We start from the raw sequence: 15,779 nt of genomic DNA on the forward strand, positions 1-15,779 counted from the left end.
GGATGCCACTATTAATCAGTCAAAAACCGAGCAATTAAGCCACTTAGCGGCACTTGACGACAGTCAGTTGGTCGCAATAGCGGTTACTGGTTGCAAACAGGCATTCCAGCAACTCTATCGGCGTCATCATAAACGGGTTTACGCCATTTGCTTTAGATTGAGTGGCCAAGCTCATCTTGCTGACGATATGACCCAAGCTTGTTTTATACGCTTATGGCATAAATTGGACCAATTCAGAGGCGACAGCCAATTTACCACCTGGTTGCATCGCTTGTGCGTCCGCCAAGCGATTAACGAACTAAGGGTACAACAATCGTGGTGGCGACGCTTTATACCGACAGAGCAACTTGAGCCGCAGGACATACCCACGGTTGCCTTTGATGAATATCACCAATTAGATAAGTGTATTGCCAAATTACCTCAACGGACTCGTATGGTATTTGTACTGTGTGCGATTGAAGGTTATCAACATAAAGAAATTGCCGCCCTACTCAACATTGCCGAGGGCACGAGTAAAGCGCAGTACCATAATGCTAAACAATTTTTACAGGAGATGCTTGCATGAACCCGTCACCGCAAGACCTCGATAGCCTAATCAAGTCATTGCCGCTAGAGATGCAACCGACAACCGATTTGTGGCCAGCGATTGCAGCTAAGTTACCACCTCAATCTCAGCAAAAAAAACATCTGGTTCGCCCTTGGCTTATCGCCGCTAGCGTTGCAGTTTTTTGTATGCTGACCATCCTGCTTTGGCAACGCCCAGAGGGTAATTCATTGCTGCCGCAAACTGCCACAATAACCTCAACCGCCCCAGGGTCGACATTGAATACTGAGGCAAGCCTAGTAACATCGCCAACCCACACCCAGGCAACATTATCTGAGACAACATTAGCTGAGCTAGTCGATCAAATAGCCATGACTCATCAGACCCAACTGGATGTTTTTAATCAAAACCAATACACCGTGAGTTGGCAATTATCATCAACTGATGCTCCACAACAGATACAGAGCGATATTAGCCAAGCATTAGCCGAGCTGGATACCGCCTCAAAACAAGTACAAGCAGCATTGAAACAACAACCGACTAATCAACAAATGTGGCAATTATGGCGCTGGATCATGCAACGTCAAATAACCCTATTGCAGCAAGGCCAAAAGCTCCCATTTACGTCTAAACAGACACAACAAGGAAATACAATATGAGCATTCTTAAATACGTGTTAATCGTGCCGTTAATCGGTATCAGTTTTATCTCAATGGCCAAAGAAGCCGTTGACCAACAATTAAGTGTTTCTGATAACCCTTCGGTCAGCATGAAAATACAACGGGGTAACGTTGAGCTCGTCAGTTGGGATAAAAATAGCATTCAGATTAAAGGTGAACTTGATGAGTTAAGCCAAGGCTTAATATTTGAGGTTAAAGGCAATAGCGTTATTGTAGAAGATAAATTACCCCGCAGTTATCAGGGCAGTAATAAACAAGGGTCACAACTGACCATTTACCTGCCAAAACAGCTAGGTTTAGATGCCGAGGGAGTATCAGCCAGTTATCAATTATCACAGCTAAATGGCCAAATATCGTTAGCGTTAGTCAGCGGCAACATTAACGCCCAACAACTTAGTGGCAATACTAAACTCACCACGGTGTCAGGCAATATTAATACCTCTGAGCTAGCAGGAAAAATTAACCTCGAAACAGTATCGGGCGATATCACTGATAGCAATAGCCAAGGCGAGGCTGAGCTGCGCTTAGTCAGTGGCGAACTAAAAAGCCAAAGCGCTTTTACACATTTGTCTGTCGACCAAGTGTCTGGTGACATAACCGCAATCGTTAACCAAGTCACTGAGTTGAATATTGTTACCATCAGTGGCGATGCACAATTAACCTTAGGGGCCGATTTAAACAAAGCACAACTCGAAACCATAAGTGGAGATATGGCACTAACGTTTGCTGGTATGCCTAACACCAGTTTTATGATTGATGGCGGCCCTGGTGGAAAAATCGACAATCAATTAACCGATGATAAACCGCTAAAACAAAAGTACTCACCAGCCAAAACGTTGCAGTTCAAAACTCAAGCTGGCACAGGTCAAGTCAACATCAATACCATTAGTGGCAAAATTAGCCTGACTCAATAAGTGTAAAATAACATTAGCTCGGGGTAAGCGATGCTTATAAAAGAGCGCTTTGCTCGCAATTGATTCTGTATTGAAAAAGTGATTTTGTATTGAGTAGAAATTGATTTGCAATGAGCAGATAAAGAAATGCCCGGTAATCATTATATGGTGACAACCGGGCACTTTTATATATTCAAATAATGACTACACAGATTTCATTTCAGCATCGGTTAAAAAGCGCCATTCACCTGCGGCTAAGTCCGTGTTTAACTCGATATCACCTACCGCTTCACGGTGTAAATTAACCACTCTATTACCCACCGCGGCAAACATACGCTTAACTTGATGGTACTTACCTTCGCTAATCGTCAATCGCACATGAGTTGAGTCAATAATATCGAGCAAAGCAGGCTTGGTCAGCTCATCTTCATTGCGCAGCTCAACACCATCGGCAAATACCTGGATTAAACTGTCATCAATAGGTTCGGCTAATTCAACCAAATAGCGTTTGCCACAATCTTTTTTTGGCGAAGTGATTTTATGCGACCACTGACCATCGCTGGTAATTAACACTAAGCCTGTGGTGTCGACATCTAATCGACCAGCAATGTGCAAAGTGTCCATTTTCTCAATATCAATCAAACTCAATACGGATGGATATTCTTCATCGATGGTTGAACAAATGGTGTCTACCGGTTTGTTTAACATGATGTAACGCTCGCCAATCACGCTAATTAATATGCCGTCTAAATGCACCGACATTTGTGGTAGTACTTTAAAACCTGAGTTTTTGACCACAACACCATCACAGGTAACGTCACCACGATGCAAGGCTCTCTTGGCCAATGACCGAGTCAGTTCGGTACTTTCACAGATAAATTTGTCTAAACGCACAATGATTACTCAATCTAAAAATATTGACGCTATTATGCTGCTTACACGCTTAAATAGAAATCAATCACCGATATTTTTCACCGCTAAGGTAATTTTTGGTTACACATCCTCACAAAAAACACGCTAAAAAGGCCTCCTTGCGGCTTGTTTTATAGGCGGATAAGGCCTTAACATACAATTCACAATAAAAAGTAATAGCTTTTCCCTTTGGATAAAGGGGTTATTACTGAATTAAGCGACACTGATCGCAATGCCCCATTGAAGGGCTTTTTACATCAAGCAAAGGAAACAACATGAGAAAATTGGTTATTGGCGGTCTATGCGCCTCATTAATTGCAGGCTTGAGTGCTTGTAGTGATGACAAGGCAGTCGTTACGCCTGCTGCAGATGTCGCAAAAACAGCTACTGCTGCTGCAGTAGAAAAAGCACTTACGTCTGGCATCACGTTTGACAACATCGACAAGTCAGTGCGCCCACAAGACGATTTTTATATGTATGTTAACGGCGCATGGATGAAAAATGCAGAAATCCCTAGCGACCGTACCAACATTGGCGCATTTTACGACTTACGTGAAAATGCACGTGATGACGTTAAAGCCATTATTGAAGATTTAAGCGCGACGCCGAATCTAGCCGATGGCACAGATGAACAGAAAGTGGCTGATTTATATCGCTCATTCATGGATGTTGAAACGCTTGATAAATTAGGTATTGCACCAATCCAAGCTGATTTGGATAAAATTGCAGCCCTGAAAGATAAAAAAGAATTAACCGCATTTTTTGGTGAAAACCAAGCAAACGGTGGCGGTACACCGCTAGCATTCTATGTTGAAATTGATGCTAAAGATTCAAGCCGCTATGCCACACACATTTGGCAATATGGTTTAAGCCTGCCAGAGAAAGATTACTACTTTAATCAAGAAGAACGCTTCGTCAACATCCGTAAAGCCTACGTTGAACACATTGAGAAAATGTACAACCTTGCTGGCTTACCAAATGCAAAAGCCAACGCTGAAGCCATTCTTGCACTTGAAACTCAAATTGCAGAAAAGCATTGGGACGTTGTTGAAACGCGCGACAGTACTAAAACATACAACCTATACCAAGTTAAGAATTTGCCAGAATTGGCTTCAGAAATTAACTGGGATGGTTATTTAGCGGCGCTTGGCGGCGACAAGCAAACAGATATCATTATCAACCAACCAAGTTATATCCAAGGCTTAAACGAGGTGCTTAAAAATAACGACCTTGATACTTGGAAAAACTACATGACTTGGATGGCATTAACTCATAATGCCAGCAATTTATCTGAAGCATTAGATAACGAAAACTTTGAGTTTTTCTCTAAGACGCTTAATGGTCAAGAAGAACAAGAACCTCGTTGGAAGCGTGGCGTGAGCACTGTGAGTGACACGCTAGGCGAAGTAGTGGGTAAAGTGTATGTGAAACGTCACTTTGCACCAGAAGCTAAAACCCGCATGGAACAGTTAGTTGAAAACCTACGTGGCGCTTATAGTTCAAGCATTGATTCATTAGATTGGATGAGTGCTGATACTAAAGTTGCTGCAAAAGATAAATTGGCTAAGTTTAATCCTAAAATTGGTTACCCAAACAAGTGGGATGACTACAGCAAACTAACCATTAAAGCAGATGATTTAGTCGGTAACGCCAAGCGTGCGGCGATTGTTGAGCATAACAAAAGTCTTGCTAAGTTAGGCCAACCAATTGACAAAGACGAGTGGCACATGACGCCACAAACCGTTAACGCTTACTACAACCCAACCATGAACGAAATCGTGTTCCCGGCTGCGATTTTACAACCGCCTTTCTTCAACTTAGAAGCTGATGATGCGGTTAACTATGGTGGTATTGGTGCTGTTATTGGCCACGAAATGGGCCATGGTTTTGATGACCAAGGTGCTAAATTTGATGGTGAAGGCAACATGCGTGACTGGTGGACCGAAGCTGACTTAAAAGCATTCGAGTCAAAAGGCAATGCATTAATCGCTCAGTACAATGGTTATCAAGTGTTTGACGACCTACACGTGAATGGCAGCCTAACATTAGGCGAGAACATTGGTGACTTATCAGGTGTGACTATCGCCTATAAAGCTTACAAAATGTCACTTGACGGTAAAGAAGCACCAGTTATTGATGGCTTAACAGGCGATCAACGTTTCTTCATGGGCTTCACTCAAATTTGGCGTGTGAAGATGAAAGAAGAAGCCATGCGTAACCGCGTTGCAACTGATCCGCATTCACCTGGTCATTTCCGTGCATTAGGTGCGTTATCTAACATGCCTGAGTTCTACAGCACTTATGACGTGAAAGAAGGCGACAAGATGTATATTGAGCCAGCTAGTCGCGTAAAAATTTGGTAATCACCAAGGTGAATGACTGACTTAGGTCACATTTACACAAAAAAAGGGCATCGAAAGATGCCCTTTTTTATTATAAAAAAACTAACCACTTGATAATAAAAACGAATAGAACACAAAGCCACGTTAATATATATCATTAAACCTTGTTCATTCAGCCCCTATTCAGCCAAAAAGCGGTACATTGGATTAACAGACATTATGCTGGAGCTATTCAATGAATAAGTTGTTTCGTACCTTCTTTATATTCTTAATTTTACTGTCTACACGTGGTGCTATTGCCCAGCCTAACGAGCTTAAATACACCAAGCTAGCTCAGCCATCTGATTTCAGCCAAAAATCATCTAATGATATTGAGCAGCTAATGGCGCTTTATGATCACAACAGCGACTTGGTGACACAAGATACCGATAACTTACATGCTCTGATGTCTCGGGCACCAGTGGCGCAGCAAGAACTGATTGACCTACTCCACTTCATTGATCAATCAAGTAATACTAAAACCATTATTCCTGCGACCAAAAGTTATCAGCGTGCTGCTCAAAAAGTGCAAACAAAATTTAATGGCGACGCCAGCCAACTAACCGATATAGCACGGGCAAGTGTGGTGGCCTATGACGTAAAAAGCTTGCTATCAAGTTACCAACAGTTGAGCCAATACACCGAAATTGTGCAATTAAAAAATCGTTTTTCTCATCCTAAAGTGTCAGGTTATCGTGATTTAAATGTATTAGTGAAATTACCCGTTAGCCAAATGGTGGTTGAAGTACAATTTCATTTAAATGATATTGCCGACATAAAAAGTGGCCCTGAACATCATGTTTATGAGCAAATCCAACAGATAGAGTCTCAGGCGAAAGCCACATCTAGACACTTAAATGACATTGAGCAAGCCATGATAGCCAAGCTTCGTCAAGACTCGCACAAGCAGTATCATAAAGCGTGGTTAAGCTATAAACGTCAAAGTTTATATAGTTCACAACAACAAGTAGCATAAATACTGATAACTATCCTTATTATGAATAACTCTCAACCCCTAACGTTTTTCTAATCACAGTAAGTTTCCACCCTTTTAGCGCTCATATGAGCGCTTTTTTTTTGCCAAACAAGATCCGCAACAATCACTTCTGCTATACTCGCGCCCATTACAAAACGATCTGCTGGACAATGCGATGAATGACATTATTGAACAACTACAAGAATTAAGCGAAACCGTACCGGTGCCGTTAGAATTGCCAACTTTTGAGCAACTTGTAGAAGTTGAAGAACAGATCTTAATTGGTTTACCCAACGATCTAAAAGAATTCTTACTGTATGGCAGCGATGTTATTTATGGCACGCTTGAACCTGTTACCGCTGCCGATCCATCTTCACATACCTACTTACCTGAAGTGGCTTGTTATGCTTGGTCTATTGGATTACCTCGCGAACAAATTGCCATTTGCCAAATCGGTGATAGCTTTTATTGTATTGATGAAGAAAGCCAAGTGTTGTTTTGGAAAAAAGGCCGATTTAGCGACAAAGTATGGGAATCATTTTGGCATTGGGCCGAAGACGTATGGCTTAATCGATAATCTTATTTATTAGCCTCGGTTGGAGTTAACTAACCCAACGCGAGATAATGAACGGTTATCAAACAAATTATCACTAACAATGAGAACGATCATGTCGAAAAATACCGGTTTAAATGCAATTGAAATTCAATGTTTACGTCAGTCTTTAGGCCTAACAACTGAACAGGTTGCTAGCATCACTAAAGCCAGTAATGAAGACGTGATGGCATGGGAATCTGGCGAGAAAGAAGCACCGATTCCGGCTCAAAAAAAGTTACTAGAAATCGATGATATTATCGAAATGCAAGTGCTCAACACCTCTGACGGTATTGAAGAGCTATTTAAAAAAGAGCCTAAGCGTCGGTTAGCCTTTGTGGTGTATCCGACTCAAGCGCTATATACCCAATACAATCCAGAATTTTTAAGCACTTTACCATTAACTGAATTGTACAATGCCGCAGCTTGGCGTATTAAAAAAGAATGTAAACTCGTACTTGAAGTGGATGTAAGCTTAGTCGCGCTCGATGCCGAAGCCTATAAAGCTTATCGTGCTGATAACGGCATGAGCGAAAGCCGAGAAAGCCGTGCAAAATGGGCCGCTACTCAGTTATAAAAAACCTCCATTTTGACAGTCAATCACTAAAAGGAAGCTTCGGGCTTCCTTTTTAATAACGGTTATTTAGCGACATCGGCAAGTGCTACTGTTTTGGCGAGCGCAGCAGCCAAAGCAGGACGTTGCTTTAGCCTATCACGATACGCTGACAACTTTGGCGGAATGTCTTGCTTGAATCCCAAAGCCCACCCTAATGTTTGGCTTAATAGTATATCGGCGACCATTGGCTCGCAGCCACATACAAACCCAGACTCCGGTATCCAAGTTTCAGCAATAGCTGTCGCCTGATCAAACTCCCATTTAGCTACAGTAAACATAGTGTCTACACGCAGTTCTTTTGGCAACGCAAAACGATGCTTTGCAATACTCCAAATCGGTTGTTCAAGCTCACTAATGACAAAGCTCATCCAGCGTTCATGGATAGCAGACTCTTGAGTACCCGGTTTTGGCAACCATTTACCTTGGCCGTACTTTTCCGCTAAATAACGCATAATGGCCGCAGATTCGCTTAACACAAAATCACCCTCTGTGAGTACTGGCATTTTGCCACTAGGGTTAAGGGCTAAAAATGCGTCACCTTTATGTTCACCATTAGCAAAATCGATAGCATAAAACTGCCATGCAATACCTAACTCTTCTAAAAGCCAAGATACGCGTAGCGCACGACTTTTTTGGGTTCCGTATAACGTAATCATTTTGGCTCCATTTTGTATGATGAGGTTAATGAGAATAAAAAAAGCCACATTGCACCTTAAGTGAATGTGGCTGTTGTTATCTTATGACGTTGTCATTAGAACTTCATTGTGACTTTAGTATAAATATAACGGCCTAATGGGTTATGTACACCCATTGCGTAACCATATAGGTCAGCATCACCATCACCAATCGCAAATGATGGCTCTTCATCAAACACGTTATTAACACCTACAGATAGCTTAACCGTGTCATTGAAACGATATGAACCAGACATATCAACTAACAACTGTGCATCAACGGTACGGGTTTCGTTGAAATCTTCAAACTCGCCGATGTAACTTAAGTTAACGTTAGCGGCAAAGTCATCCATGTTCCAGTTAGTTGTCGCTAACCAGCGGTGTTGTGGATACTCATACTCACCAGTGTAATCAATGATCTCGCCATCAATTTCTTTTTCAAAGCTGATTAAGTAACTGTACTCTAGACCAAACTTAACGTCACCATAGCGGTTTAATTCAAGACCATAATGAGTTGATAAATCCACACCTTGAACTTCTTGTGAACCAATATTGACGAATCCAGATTTAATCACATCAAGCGGACCAAATGTCTGACCTGCTTGCGGTGCATTTCGCAAACAGACCGTACTGTTTTGATCATTACAATTTTCATCATAAAGAACCTGGTTTTGCAGTGAATCAATCTTGTGATCTTGGAGGATATTGTACATATCGACACCAATATCAAACTGCTGACTTGGAGCCCAAATCATGCCCACATTCCAGGTTTCTGACTCTTCTGCTTTAAGGTTAGGGTTACCGGCAAATATAAAGTTGTAATCCAATAACTCACAATCTACGTTATCAGCTTCACAACGATAGCTATCAATTAAAAAGTCACTTTTTTCAGATGGACCTAAGCCTATTTGCGCTAACGATGGTGCACGGAAACCAGTTGACCAAGAACCACGTGCAGTTATCTCGTCACTAATGCCCCATTGGAAGGCAATTTTAGGGTTAGTGGTTGAACCAAAGTCACTGTAGCTGTCATAACGACCCGCTAACTGCAGTTCAAAGTTGTCTGCAATAGGAATTGATAATTCTACATAGGCAGCATGTTGATCACGTGAACCAAATGCAGACACCGCTTCAGTACCAAAAATCAGACCGCGCTGGAACTGCTCATCTGGCACGTCACTAACGCTTTCTTCGCGATACTCTGCACCTGCAGCCATCATGATATCGCGGTCGGCGATAGTAAACGCATGGCCAGAAATACTCGCATCATAAGCTGTGATGCTCGACTTACCTTGTCTTACTAGGCTAGTAGTGATGCGATCAATTACATCTGCTGAGTTAATCGTGCCGCCAAAAGGATTGTAATTACCGGCATCAATTTCGGCTTGTAAGTAATCAGTTCTTACCCAACCTTGTGAACGATCGCCTGTTTGAGTTGATTCACTGCGACCACGTTGCGCTGATACTTCCCAGTCCCAATCGTTTATTACACCGCGAAGACCGGCAACAATACGCATAGTATCTGATTCGATATCCCAACGACGAGCGCCAGCATCAACCGTACGGTAACGGCCGATATCAATGTCTTGCCCAAATGGGTTGTTAGGATGAGAACCAGGCACGGTTAAACCAGCATCTTCATCTAATGGCGTTGGTGCACCACCCGCTTCAGAGGTGTTATGTTGTACAGATAACTCTAAAAATGCAGTTAAATCTTCACCGAGCATGTAATCAAATTGGCCAATAGCACCAACACGCTCAGACGTTGGAATGGTTAAATTGTATGGACCGTAATCAAACAAACAACTGCCACTTGCTGTGGCATTCTCAGCGGGGCAATCAGGATCGATAGTTTTCACACCATTAACATAAAAATACCCTGGAAAGCCTCGTGATGAACGGTAATCTTCACCGCCGTAAGGTGATTGGTTAGCGGTGCCAAAACGACCCATATCGCTTGCTGACAAAGTACCATTAGTAAAGTAATCAAGAATAATTGACGCACTGCCTTTGTCGGCTTTTACGCCCCACACTAAGCTGGCTGTGGTTTCGTCATAACCCGTACCGCTGTCATCACCATAACCTAGGTTAATTTCAAGCCCTTCGATATCTTTTCTTAATATGATGTTAACCACACCAGCGATAGCATCAGAACCATAAATGGCTGAAGCACCGTCTTTAAGAATATCAATGCGCTCAATCGCTGATACTGGGATATTGTTGATATCAACAAATGAATTCGAAATACCTTCAGCAAAGGCACTCGATCCCACTCGGCGACCATTGATAAGTACCAAAGTGGCATCTGGCCCTAAGCCACGTAAACTGATTGATGCACCACCGTTAGCGGTAGAGTCTTGGCTGTTTCCACGAGTAGAAAATGCACCAGAACCGTTTGCAGGCATACGCTCAAGCAATTGTTGTAGGTTATCGAAACCCATGTTGGCGATATCGTCTTTATTTAACGATTGTACTGGCGAAGGTCCTTCAATATCAGTTCGTTTGATACGAGAACCGGTCACTTCAATTCGTTCAACTTTTGATTCAGCACCTGCTTCGGCAGCTTGAGAAACGAATGCGATAGGGGCAAGGGACAGTGATATAGCGATAGCGCAAGCACTACGCAGTAGGTTAGTTTTTTTCATGATCATCCTTAACGTTAATTTATTGTTTTACATCCTTGACTGCTGCACACTGCCGTTAAAGCTATAACGACGCGCAACTCGTGCGGATTTATACTTACGTAACTAAGTTAAGTCATTTCTTAACAAAGTCAACACAAGCCCGTAATGTAAATGTAACCAGCCACTTAAACAAGAATAAATACTTAAAAAAAGTGAATTTAAATGCTTTTGATATGGAGGTCAGATGAGTGACAAAACGCTAGTTAGTGCCCACTTTCATGCAAACCTAGGTCTGTACTGGTTATTGTCTGGCAGCTTAGTCTTTTGCCTAAGTGTTGTTGGTATTCCATTGTTATTATTATGGTTTCCCCTAGGGTTATTGGCGACAAAACGTTACATCAATAACATGAGTGCTGAATTAACTGAGCAAAAACTCATCGTCCGCAAAGGGTTGTTTACTCGAACTGAAAATACCGTTCCATTGGATAAAATCACCGATATGGCACTTATCCAAGGCCCCATCATGCGCATGTTTGGCATACATAAACTTACCGTAGAAACCGCCGGGCAATCTGGTGCTGGGGCGTTAATTAACTTAACGGGCGTCATAAATGTAGTGGATTTTAGAGCACAAGTACTGGCACAAAAAACACAACTCACTGAACGGAAAGACCACACATCGGCCCGCCCCAATACCGATGCATTAATCCTCGACAATCTACAACAAATGAACGCTACTCTTTTGCGTATTGAACAATCATTAACCGCTAAACAATCAAACTAGGTCTTTTTTAACATGCTTAATCAACAAACTGCATCAGCCTTACCGTGGGTATCTCGTGTTAACACACTGTTTAAAGCCACAGGACCTGGGATCTTAATGGCCGCCGCCGCGATTGGCGCTTCTCACTTAGTCGCCTCAACTCGAGCGGGTGCCGAATTTGGTTGGCAACTGGCGTGGCTCATTTTATTAGTCAATATCGTTAAGTATCCTTTCTTCGCCGCTGGCGCTCGCTACACAGCAGCAACTGATGAGAGTTTATTGCACGGTTATCAAAAGCAAGGCCGCGGGTATTTGATGCTGTTTACGGGGCTTAATGTTATTGCCGCCATTGCCAGTACGGCGGGGGTATGTATGTTAACGGCAGCAATGTTAACCCAATTTATTCCGCTATCGATTGATGTATTAGCGCTAATTGTATTGGTCAGCTCATTAGCATTATTAATTTTCGGCCACTACAAACTGCTTGATAAAATGACCAAAATTATCATGTTGGCTCTTACGTTAACCACCTTAGTCGCCGTGGCATTGGCTTTTAATCGTCATAGCGGATTCGGCACTCCAGTGGTTGGCGAATCTCCTTGGCAATGGGCGTATGTCGGTTTTTTAGTGGCGATGATGGGGTGGATGCCTGCTCCGATAGAGGTCAGTACTTGGAACTCATTATGGTTAATAGAAAAACGTAAAACTCAAACGGTAACCGCCAAGCAGGCTATTTTTGATTTTAATCTAGGCTATGTCACCACGGCATTACTGGCGATTGTATTTTTAGCGTTAGGCGCATTAGTGATGCACGGCAGTGGCGAGCGTTTTTCTGACTCTGGCGCGGTATTTGCGTCGCAATTGATCACCCTCTATAGCCAAGTTATGGGCAATGAAAGCCGCTATCTCATTGGGATAGTCGCGTTTTTATGTATTTTTAGCACCACAGTGACGGTAATTGATGGTTATAGCCGCACACTTGATATGGGCTGGCGATTACTGTCTAACAACACGTCCACACGCAGTTATTTAACCCAGGTGATGCTCGGGATCAGCGCGCTGGGTTTATTACTCATTTTATTCTTTAAAGGCGCCTTATTACCGCTGCTTGAATTTGTGATGATCCTTGCCTTTATGACTACCGTTATTTTTGCTTGGCTTAACTTCCGTTTAATGACCAGTGACACCTTGGCTAAAAAACATCGTTATGGCCGGGTGATGGTTGGATTGTCTTGGATTGGTTTATTGTATTTAGTTAGCTTCGCTATTTTGTTTATTTATTGGTATCTCACAAAATAATCTCACTAAAAGCCTAGAGACTAGGACGCTACGCGGCTAGATCCTATAAAATCTACAGCCTAACAGCGAAGCGACACTAGCAGGCCGAAGCTCGCCCTAGCAGCGAAGCGATACTAGCAGACCAAAGGTCGCCCTAGCAGCGAAGCGATACCAGCAGACCGAAGGTCGCCCTAGCAGCGAAGCGATACTAGCAGACCGAAGGTCGTCCTAGCAGCGAAGCGGCACTAGCAGACCGAAGGTCGCCCTAGCAGCGAAGCGGCACTAGCAGTGTTAGAAATCGATTGCAGTTCAAGCAGGATTAATCTGACTAATCAATGATTACCCGCTATAATAGTGTTTCGTCAACTGACCTAAACCATTTATGCGCAGCCGCGCCAGAGAACCTTATGATTAACAATGATATTCTTCGCCGTATTCGCTTTGTGTTTGACTATTCAAATGCCAAAATGATTAACATTTTCAGCCAAGCCAAAGTAGACATGTCTTCAGAGCAAATTATTGCGCTGTTGAAAAAAGAGGAAGAAGAAGGTTATCAAGCGTGTAATGACACATTAATGTGTCAATTCTTAGATGGTTTGATCATTCAAAATCGTGGATTAAAGCCAGGAGCTGAAGTACCAGCACCTTTAAAGCAATTGACTAACAACCTTATGTTCAAAAAATTACGCGTTGCGCTTGAAATGCGTGAAGAAGATATTATTGCCGCATTAGCTTTAGCAGATTTTTCAATGACTAAATCTGAGCTAGGTGCGCTATTCCGTAACCCTGATCATAAAAACTATAAACCTTGTGGCGACCAGGTATTAAGAAATTTCGTTAAAGGTTTATCAATCAAACATCGCGGTAAGTAAAACCTGCCAAGTTGTTGAGATAATGCTTTATAAATGCGTAGCTTAGGCTGCGCATTTTTGTTTGTGAGATTTACATTTAAACAATAATAATTTTGCATTTACACCATACGATTGTTCACATAGCAATGACACAATAGTAAGAGGTGAGTAAAAGTACCTAACAATTATGTGATTTTACTCACTTAACAGACCACAAAAAAGATCAGACGTGATAATCTACAAGCACAAAAAACCAGCCCAATTCTAATAACGATCTAACTGGATCTCACACATTAAGGTTCCCCATGGACGATAACAAACGCCCCCTCTATCTTCCTTTTGCCGGCCCAGCGATTCTTGAATCACCCCTGCTTAATAAAGGCAGTGCATTTAGTGAAGAAGAACGAATTTATTTCAACCTCGAAGGCCTCATTCCTTGGGTCATTGAAACCATTGATGAGCAAGCCGCTCGTGCTTACGCACAGTTTAAAAACTTCACCAATGATCTCGATAAGCACATTTATTTACGCAACATTCAAGATACTAACGAAACCTTATTTTATCGTTTAGTGCGTAATAACATCAGTGAAATGATGCCAATTATCTACACGCCTACGGTTGGTTTAGCCTGTGAACGTTTCTCAAAAAACTATCGTCGTAACCGCGGTTTATTTATTTCGTATCCTAACAAAGATCGCATTGATGATATTTTAAATAACTCAACCCGCCATAAAGTCAAAGTCATCGTGGTGACGGACGGAGAACGTATTCTCGGTTTAGGCGACCAAGGCATAGGCGGTATGGGGATCCCAATTGGTAAATTATCGCTATACACCAGTTGTGGCGGCATAAGCCCGGCGTATTGTCTTGCGGTGACCTTAGATGTTGGTACTGATAACCCACAACTTCTTGAAGACCCTATGTATATGGGCTGGCGTCATCAGCGTATTGGCGGTGATGAATATGCTGAATTTGTTGAAGAGTTTATGCAAGCAGTCAGCCGTCGCTGGCCAGATGCCTTAATTCAGTTCGAAGATTTTGCACAAAAAAATGCCATGCCATTACTTGAACGATATAAAGATCAATATTGCAGTTTCAATGATGATATCCAGGGCACGGCAGCTGTTACGGTAGGCTCACTACTGGCAGCTTGTAAAGCCGCTAATAGTAAACTCAGCGAGCAACGCATCACCTTCTTAGGTGCGGGTAGCGCAGGTTGTGGTATTGCCGAAGCGATTGTGGCGACAATGGTGTCTGAGGGCATTAGCGATCAGCAAGCTCGCTCACAAGTGTTTATGGTCGATCGTTGGGGCTTATTACTCGATAATATGCCTAACCTACTCCCTTTCCAACAGAAGCTAGCTCAACCTTGTGCCACGATAGAAGCATGGGACAATTACAGTGACAATATTTCGTTACTTGATGTGGTTAACAATGCCAAGCCAACGGTACTTATTGGAGTATCAGGCTCTCCAGGGTTATTTACTGAAGAAATCATTAGAGCAATGCACAGCCATTGTAAACGCCCAATTGTATTCCCATTATCGAATCCGACAAGCCGTGTAGAAGCGACTCCTAAGGACATCCTTAATTGGACATCGGGCCAAGCACTCGTGGCAACGGGCAGCCCATTTGAACCAGTAATAGTCAATGGCGAAACTTTTGAGATAGCGCAGTGTAATAATAGCTTTATCTTCCCAGGTATTGGCTTAGGTGTATTATCTTGTGGTGCAAGACGTGTATCGGATGAAATGTTAATGGCTTCAAGTCGTGCTTTAGCGGAATGTTCACCATTAGGTAAAGACGGTGTTGGCTCGCTATTACCTCGCCTTGAAGATATTCAAACTGTTAGTAAATATATTGCTTTTGCTGTTGCTAAAGCAGCTATTGATCAAGGTTTAGCATTACCTTGTACCGATGAGTTACTGCAACAATCGATTGAGGCTAACTTCTGGGAACCTGAATATCGTCGTTACAAACGTACCTCATTCTAAC

The 15,779-nt window shown here is 42.5% G+C and carries 14 protein-coding genes; 11 read left to right on the forward strand and 3 right to left on the reverse strand.

Annotated elements, in window-relative coordinates; genetic code table 11:
- Positions 1–67: 67 nt before the first annotated feature.
- The 3 genes from AAEY99_RS13425 to AAEY99_RS13435 are packed head-to-tail and all read left to right on the forward strand — an operon-like array spanning position 68 to position 2,138.
- On the forward strand, positions 68–565 hold the full coding sequence (locus AAEY99_RS13425) for an RNA polymerase sigma factor (protein ID WP_351010819.1): 498 nt from the start codon (positions 68–70) through the stop codon (positions 563–565).
- Positions 562–1,203, forward strand: a complete 642-nt coding sequence (locus tag AAEY99_RS13430; RefSeq protein WP_351010821.1) for a hypothetical protein — start codon at positions 562–564, stop codon at positions 1,201–1,203. Before AAEY99_RS13425 ends, AAEY99_RS13430 begins: the two co-directional genes overlap by 4 nt.
- Positions 1,200–2,138 (forward strand): DUF4097 family beta strand repeat-containing protein, encoded by a 939-nt coding sequence (locus tag AAEY99_RS13435; protein WP_351010822.1) that lies wholly within the window; start codon positions 1,200–1,202, stop codon positions 2,136–2,138. The genes AAEY99_RS13430 and AAEY99_RS13435 overlap by 4 nt, the downstream gene beginning before the upstream one ends.
- A 183-nt stretch (positions 2,139–2,321) precedes the next feature.
- Here AAEY99_RS13435 and rsuA read toward each other — a convergent pair whose 3' ends face one another.
- On the reverse strand, positions 2,322–3,011 hold the full coding sequence (rsuA, locus tag AAEY99_RS13440) for a 16S rRNA pseudouridine(516) synthase RsuA (protein WP_101085902.1): 690 nt from the start codon (positions 3,009–3,011) through the stop codon (positions 2,322–2,324).
- Positions 3,012–3,304: 293 nt separating this feature from the next.
- Here rsuA and AAEY99_RS13445 point away from each other — a divergent pair, with 293 nt between their 5' ends.
- The 4 genes from AAEY99_RS13445 (at position 3,305) to AAEY99_RS13460 (ending at position 7,555) form a co-directional block, all read left to right on the forward strand.
- Positions 3,305–5,392 carry a M13 family metallopeptidase gene (locus tag AAEY99_RS13445; protein ID WP_101085903.1) on the forward strand — a complete coding sequence of 696 codons (2,088 nt, stop codon included), beginning with the start codon at positions 3,305–3,307 and terminating at the stop codon, positions 5,390–5,392.
- A 214-nt stretch (positions 5,393–5,606) separates the two neighbouring features.
- Positions 5,607–6,386, forward strand: a complete 780-nt coding sequence (locus AAEY99_RS13450; RefSeq protein ID WP_351010824.1) for a nucleotidyltransferase family protein — start codon at positions 5,607–5,609, stop codon at positions 6,384–6,386.
- Positions 6,387–6,561: 175 nt separating this feature from the next.
- Entirely contained in the window at positions 6,562–6,963 is a 402-nt protein-coding gene (locus tag AAEY99_RS13455) for an SMI1/KNR4 family protein (RefSeq protein WP_011636316.1), read from the forward strand.
- Positions 6,964–7,054: 91 nt separating this feature from the next.
- A complete protein-coding gene (locus tag AAEY99_RS13460) occupies positions 7,055–7,555 on the forward strand; it encodes a DUF4447 family protein (protein WP_162022444.1) in 501 nt (166 codons plus the stop codon).
- A gap of 62 nt (positions 7,556–7,617) precedes the next feature.
- Here AAEY99_RS13460 and AAEY99_RS13465 read toward each other — a convergent pair whose 3' ends face one another.
- Together AAEY99_RS13465 and AAEY99_RS13470 are read right to left on the reverse strand one after the other, a co-directional pair.
- The gene (locus AAEY99_RS13465) at positions 7,618–8,250 is read right to left on the reverse strand and encodes a glutathione S-transferase family protein (protein WP_192115703.1); all 633 of its coding nucleotides are present in this window, start codon (positions 8,248–8,250) and stop codon (positions 7,618–7,620) included.
- Positions 8,251–8,345: 95 nt separating this feature from the next.
- Positions 8,346–10,913, reverse strand: a complete 2,568-nt coding sequence (locus AAEY99_RS13470; RefSeq protein ID WP_192115701.1) for a TonB-dependent receptor — start codon at positions 10,911–10,913, stop codon at positions 8,346–8,348.
- Positions 10,914–11,136: 223 nt separating this feature from the next.
- Between AAEY99_RS13470 and AAEY99_RS13475 the strand changes: the two genes are divergently transcribed.
- The 4 genes from AAEY99_RS13475 to AAEY99_RS13490 all read left to right on the forward strand — a co-directional run bounded on the left by AAEY99_RS13475 (position 11,137) and on the right by AAEY99_RS13490 (position 15,778).
- Positions 11,137–11,676, forward strand: coding sequence for a PH domain-containing protein (locus tag AAEY99_RS13475; protein WP_182744897.1), 540 nt, complete (start codon positions 11,137–11,139; stop codon positions 11,674–11,676).
- Between the two features lie 12 nt (positions 11,677–11,688).
- On the forward strand, positions 11,689–12,954 hold the full coding sequence (locus AAEY99_RS13480) for an NRAMP family divalent metal transporter (RefSeq protein ID WP_101085909.1): 1,266 nt from the start codon (positions 11,689–11,691) through the stop codon (positions 12,952–12,954).
- A 386-nt stretch (positions 12,955–13,340) separates the two neighbouring features.
- Positions 13,341–13,805, forward strand: a complete 465-nt coding sequence (locus AAEY99_RS13485; protein ID WP_101086303.1) for a YehS family protein — start codon at positions 13,341–13,343, stop codon at positions 13,803–13,805.
- Between the two features lie 284 nt (positions 13,806–14,089).
- On the forward strand, positions 14,090–15,778 hold the full coding sequence (locus AAEY99_RS13490) for an NAD-dependent malic enzyme (protein ID WP_335692912.1): 1,689 nt from the start codon (positions 14,090–14,092) through the stop codon (positions 15,776–15,778).
- The last annotated feature ends 1 nt before the right edge of the window (position 15,779 follow it).

Source organism: Shewanella sp. S1-58-MNA-CIBAN-0166 (assembly GCF_040310085.1).
Taxonomy (GTDB): domain Bacteria; phylum Pseudomonadota; class Gammaproteobacteria; order Enterobacterales; family Shewanellaceae; genus Shewanella.

Coding starts and splice junctions, on each gene's coding strand:
- AAEY99_RS13430 (WP_351010821.1), top strand. CDS start 562: ATGAACCCGTCACCGCAAGACCTCGATAGCCTAATCAAGTCATTGCCG.
- AAEY99_RS13435 (WP_351010822.1), top strand. CDS start 1,200: ATGAGCATTCTTAAATACGTGTTAATCGTGCCGTTAATCGGTATCAGT.
- AAEY99_RS13445 (WP_101085903.1), top strand. CDS start 3,305: ATGAGAAAATTGGTTATTGGCGGTCTATGCGCCTCATTAATTGCAGGC.
- AAEY99_RS13450 (WP_351010824.1), top strand. CDS start 5,607: ATGAATAAGTTGTTTCGTACCTTCTTTATATTCTTAATTTTACTGTCT.
- AAEY99_RS13455 (WP_011636316.1), top strand. CDS start 6,562: ATGAATGACATTATTGAACAACTACAAGAATTAAGCGAAACCGTACCG.
- AAEY99_RS13460 (WP_162022444.1), top strand. CDS start 7,055: ATGTCGAAAAATACCGGTTTAAATGCAATTGAAATTCAATGTTTACGT.
- AAEY99_RS13465 (WP_192115703.1), bottom strand. CDS start 8,250: ATGATTACGTTATACGGAACCCAAAAAAGTCGTGCGCTACGCGTATCT.
- AAEY99_RS13470 (WP_192115701.1), bottom strand. CDS start 10,913: ATGAAAAAAACTAACCTACTGCGTAGTGCTTGCGCTATCGCTATATCA.
- AAEY99_RS13475 (WP_182744897.1), top strand. CDS start 11,137: ATGAGTGACAAAACGCTAGTTAGTGCCCACTTTCATGCAAACCTAGGT.
- AAEY99_RS13480 (WP_101085909.1), top strand. CDS start 11,689: ATGCTTAATCAACAAACTGCATCAGCCTTACCGTGGGTATCTCGTGTT.
- AAEY99_RS13485 (WP_101086303.1), top strand. CDS start 13,341: ATGATTAACAATGATATTCTTCGCCGTATTCGCTTTGTGTTTGACTAT.
- AAEY99_RS13490 (WP_335692912.1), top strand. CDS start 14,090: ATGGACGATAACAAACGCCCCCTCTATCTTCCTTTTGCCGGCCCAGCG.